This window comes from Pantoea sp. JGM49 (assembly GCF_018257655.1).
Classification (GTDB): Bacteria; Pseudomonadota; Gammaproteobacteria; order Enterobacterales; family Enterobacteriaceae; genus Pantoea; species Pantoea communis.
The window spans coordinates 260,425-264,193 of sequence record NZ_JAERJM010000003.1 but is presented as its reverse complement, the minus strand read 5'-3'; the positions used below and the strand labels follow the sequence as shown (position 1 = coordinate 264,193).

Sequence of the window (3,769 nt, the reverse complement as noted above, 5' to 3'; positions counted from 1 at the left end):
GTGGTGGGCGATGACGGGCTCGAACCGCCGACCCCCTCCGTGTAAAGGAGATGCTCTACCAACTGAGCTAATCGCCCATATCTTACTCTTCAAACTCTTGTACACTGCGAGCCACTTTTAGAGTGGTGGGTGATGACGGGCTCGAACCGCCGACCCCCTCCGTGTAAAGGAGATGCTCTACCAACTGAGCTAATCACCCCCGCTGTGTGGAGTCGCATTATAGGGATCCTTCGAAGTGAGTCAACGCTTTTTAAAACATAAATGTGCGTTCGCTTTAAATTTAGGCAGCATGCCGCGCTTTTAGCCAATGTGCTGGTTTTATTAGCAGAAAAACGCACTTCAATCTGTGATGCCGCCGCGAGAGTCATTGAGGAAAGCGTCCCACCTGCTAGAATATGCGCACTGTTTTTTCGCGTTAACCCGTTTTTTTGTCATCCAGACAAAGAAACCTGCGCATCTAAGGCAATGCTGAATGAAAATCAAAACTCGCTTCGCACCCAGCCCAACGGGCTACCTGCATGTGGGCGGTGCCCGTACTGCTCTTTATTCCTGGCTTTATGCTCGCCATAACAAGGGCGAATTCGTTCTGCGTATCGAAGATACCGATCTGGAACGTTCAACGCCGGAAGCCATTGAAGCCATCATGGATGGCATGAACTGGCTCAACCTGCAGTGGGATGAAGGCCCGTACTATCAGACGAAGCGCTTTGATCGTTACAACGCGGTCATCGATGAGATGGTAGCAGCAGGTACGGCTTATAAATGCTATTGCTCTAAAGAGCGTTTAGAAGCGCTGCGTGAAGAGCAGATGGCGAAAGGCGAGAAGCCACGTTATGACGGCCGTTGCCGTGACAGCCATGAACATCATGCGGCGGATGAGCCTTGCGTGGTGCGTTTCCGTAACCCACAAGAGGGTTCGGTGATTTTCGATGACCAGATCCGTGGCCCGATTGAATTCAGCAACCAGGAGCTGGATGATCTGATCATCCGTCGTACCGATGGTTCACCGACCTATAATTTCTGTGTGGTGGTGGATGACTGGGATATGGGCATCACTCACGTGATCCGTGGTGAAGACCACATCAACAACACGCCACGCCAGATCAACATCCTTAAAGCGATTGGTGCAGAAGTGCCAACTTACGCGCACGTCTCCATGATCCTGGGTGATGACAGTAAAAAGCTGTCGAAACGTCATGGCGCGGTGGGTGTGATGCAGTACCGTGATGACGGTTATCTGCCGGAAGCGCTGCTCAACTATCTGGTGCGTCTGGGCTGGTCACATGGCGATCAGGAGATTTTCAGCGTGGCAGAGATGGCCGAGTTGTTTACTCTGGATGCCGTGAGCAAGTCTGCCAGTGCGTTTAACACCGAAAAACTGCAGTGGCTGAACCATCACTACATTAATACGCTGCCGCCAGAATACGTGGCAACGCAGCTGCAGTGGCACATCGAGCAACAGAATATCGATACCCGCACCGGTCCGGAACTGGCGAAGCTGGTGACGCTACTGGGTGAGCGTTGCAAAACGCTGGTCGAGATCGCGGCCTCTTGTCGTTACTTCTATGAAGAGTTTGAAGCCTTTGATGCTGACGCGGCGAAGAAACATCTGCGTCCTGTTGCGCGTCAGCCGCTGGAAGTGGTGCGTGACAAACTGGCTGCGCTGAGCGACAGCGAGTGGAATGCGGAGAATGTGCACAACGCGATTCAGGGTGCAGCCGATGCGCTCGAGTTGGGTATGGGCAAAGTGGGCATGCCACTGCGCGTAGCGGTCACCGGTGCAGGTCAGTCTCCGGCACTGGATGTGACGGTCGAAGCGATTGGTCGCAGCCGCAGCGTAGCCCGTATCGAAAAAGCGCTGGCCTTCATTGCTGAGCGTGAAGCCCAGGCTTAATTGAGTTAGCGGCAGCCTGTAACGTTGCCGCTTCACTTATCGCGGGCATTAAAAAAGCCGGGTGCATGATGCGCCCGGCTTTTTTTAATCTTCTTTAATTCCTAGCCGTTCCAGCACGCCACTTATCCCTTCGCGTAGCAACAAAGCAGCCAGTTGATCTTGCTCAGCGGTTGTCATTTGCTGGACAGAATTTATTAATAACGCAGGTAATGTATTTTGTTGAGCACCGTAATTAGCCGCCGGCTCGGTCGCGTGGCGGGTGGACTGAACAAAGCTTTTTACACGCTCATCAATATGAATCAATCGCGCCTTACCACCCTGTACACCTGGCTTGGGCGTGGTTGTCCAGTTTTCGCGTTTGATCCATTTATTCACCGTTTGCCGACTGTAGCCCGTTTCCAGCGCGAGCTCCTCGGGGGTGAGCCATTCCTTTTTCACGATGCTGTCCCTGTTAAATACATTAGCTGTACATATTACAACAAAACGTAACGGGGAAAAGTAATCAGGCAGGAAAATGCCTCTTGTCTCATGACAAAAGGCATAAATCGGATATTAAGCTTCGCTGGTTTCAGCTTGCGCAGGACGGAAAGCAAGGAAATAGGTGAGACCAACAAATATTGCACCGCCCACGCCGTTGCCGAGGAAGACGGCAATCACGTTTGGCGCAAATTCTGCCCAGCTCATTTGTCCGGCAAAAATCGCGGCGGGCACAATAAACATGTTCGCCACCACGTGCTGGAAGCCAATCGCCACGAAGGCCATCACCGGGAACCACATGCCGAAGATTTTGCCGACCATATCTTTACTGGCGAAGGCTAACCATACCGCCAGACACACCAGCCAGTTGCAACCAATGCCGGAAATGAAGGCGTGGAGGAAATCCGCATTCACCTTCGCGTGTGCAATCGCCACGGTCTTTTTCAGATAATCGCCTTCGGTCATGCCGAGCATGTGGCCAAAGAACCAGGCGACCGCGATGCTGCCAATAAAGTTGGCAATGGTGACCCAGAACCAGTTGCGCAGCACGCTCACACCACTGATGCGGCGAGCGAACCACGCGATCGGTAAGGTCATCATGTTGCCGGTCAACAGTTCGCCACCGGCCAGAACGGTTAGAATCAGGCCAACCGGGAACACCGCCGCGCCGAGGAAGCCGCCAAAGGAGCCCCATTCAGCAGGCAGTTGGTTGATAACATGCAGATCCAACAGAAAACCAGTGGCAATAAAGGCACCGGCCATAAAACCAAGGATCAATAAGGTGGAAACAGGCAAACGGCTTTTAGCCACGCCCGCTTGAATCGCCAGTTGGGCGATCTCTTTCGGTGTATGCAGCGACATATTTCACTTTTCTTTTATTGAACAAGGGGAAAATGCTGGCCGGTCAAAGAGTGATATACCCTGGAAGGTTGACCGGTTAATTAGCGCGCTAAGTTTTACACTTACCCGTAACGAACACAAGATTATTCCTAACATCTTTAACCCTGATTTAACCTCGGTTGCAGGGTGTTAAATGCGAAAATACGTTAACGGAATGCACAGTTGCGTTGAAAAAAAAGCCATTACGGTAGGGTGTTGCCGCCTTTTTCAGCGATTGAACACAGAACGAGAATTTGGCGTTGACACTCAGGGAGCGGTTTCATATGATGCCGTCCGTCGAGTTAAATCGGCTGTTTTTCGGTGCTGGGGGTATAGCTCAGCTGGGAGAGCGCTTGCATGGCATGCAAGAGGTCAGCGGTTCGATCCCGCTTATCTCCACCAAATCGTTTCTAACGGTGCACTGAAAAAGATTTCCAGATGTGGGGGTATAGCTCAGCTGGGAGAGCGCTTGCATGGCATGCAAGAGGTCAGCGGTTCGATCCCGCTTATCTCCACCAA

3 protein-coding genes and 4 tRNA genes are annotated in these 3,769 nt (G+C 52.2%); 3 read left to right on the top strand and 4 right to left on the bottom strand.

The features are described 5' to 3' along the window. Nucleotide 1: 1 nt before the first annotated feature. Both JK231_RS07280 and JK231_RS07275 read right to left on the bottom strand, forming a co-directional pair. Nucleotides 2-77 (bottom strand) — tRNA-Val (locus JK231_RS07280). 46 nt (nucleotides 78-123) lie between these two features. Continuing rightward, nucleotides 124-199: transfer RNA gene (locus JK231_RS07275), tRNA-Val, on the bottom strand. Between the two features lie 273 nt (nucleotides 200-472). On the opposite strand from JK231_RS07275, the gene gltX reads away from it, so the two are divergent. Next, nucleotides 473-1,894 carry a glutamate--tRNA ligase gene (gltX, locus tag JK231_RS07270; protein WP_058959062.1) on the top strand — a complete coding sequence of 474 codons (1,422 nt, stop codon included), beginning with the start codon at nucleotides 473-475 and terminating at the stop codon, nucleotides 1,892-1,894. A gap of 84 nt (nucleotides 1,895-1,978) precedes the next feature. Here gltX and JK231_RS07265 read toward each other — a convergent pair whose 3' ends face one another. Together JK231_RS07265 and JK231_RS07260 are read right to left on the bottom strand one after the other, a co-directional pair. Continuing rightward, nucleotides 1,979-2,332 (bottom strand): YfeC-like transcriptional regulator, encoded by a 354-nt coding sequence (locus JK231_RS07265; RefSeq protein WP_034825897.1) that lies wholly within the window; start codon nucleotides 2,330-2,332, stop codon nucleotides 1,979-1,981. Nucleotides 2,333-2,446: 114 nt separating this feature from the next. After that, the gene (locus tag JK231_RS07260; RefSeq protein WP_160834570.1) at nucleotides 2,447-3,232 is read right to left on the bottom strand and encodes a formate/nitrite transporter family protein; all 786 of its coding nucleotides are present in this window, start codon (nucleotides 3,230-3,232) and stop codon (nucleotides 2,447-2,449) included. A 344-nt stretch (nucleotides 3,233-3,576) separates the two neighbouring features. Between JK231_RS07260 and JK231_RS07255 the strand changes: the two genes are divergently transcribed. Together JK231_RS07255 and JK231_RS07250 are read left to right on the top strand one after the other, a co-directional pair. Then, nucleotides 3,577-3,652: transfer RNA gene (locus tag JK231_RS07255), tRNA-Ala, on the top strand. 40 nt (nucleotides 3,653-3,692) lie between these two features. Continuing rightward, a tRNA-Ala gene (locus JK231_RS07250) sits at nucleotides 3,693-3,768 on the top strand. The last annotated feature ends 1 nt before the right edge of the window (nucleotide 3,769 follow it).

Bases quoted from the DNA above. Each gene is read 5' to 3' on its own strand.
- gltX (WP_058959062.1), top strand. From the start codon at position 473: ATGAAAATCAAAACTCGCTTCGCACCCAGCCCAACGGGCTACCTGCAT.
- JK231_RS07260 (WP_160834570.1), bottom strand. From the start codon at position 3,232: ATGTCGCTGCATACACCGAAAGAGATCGCCCAACTGGCGATTCAAGCG.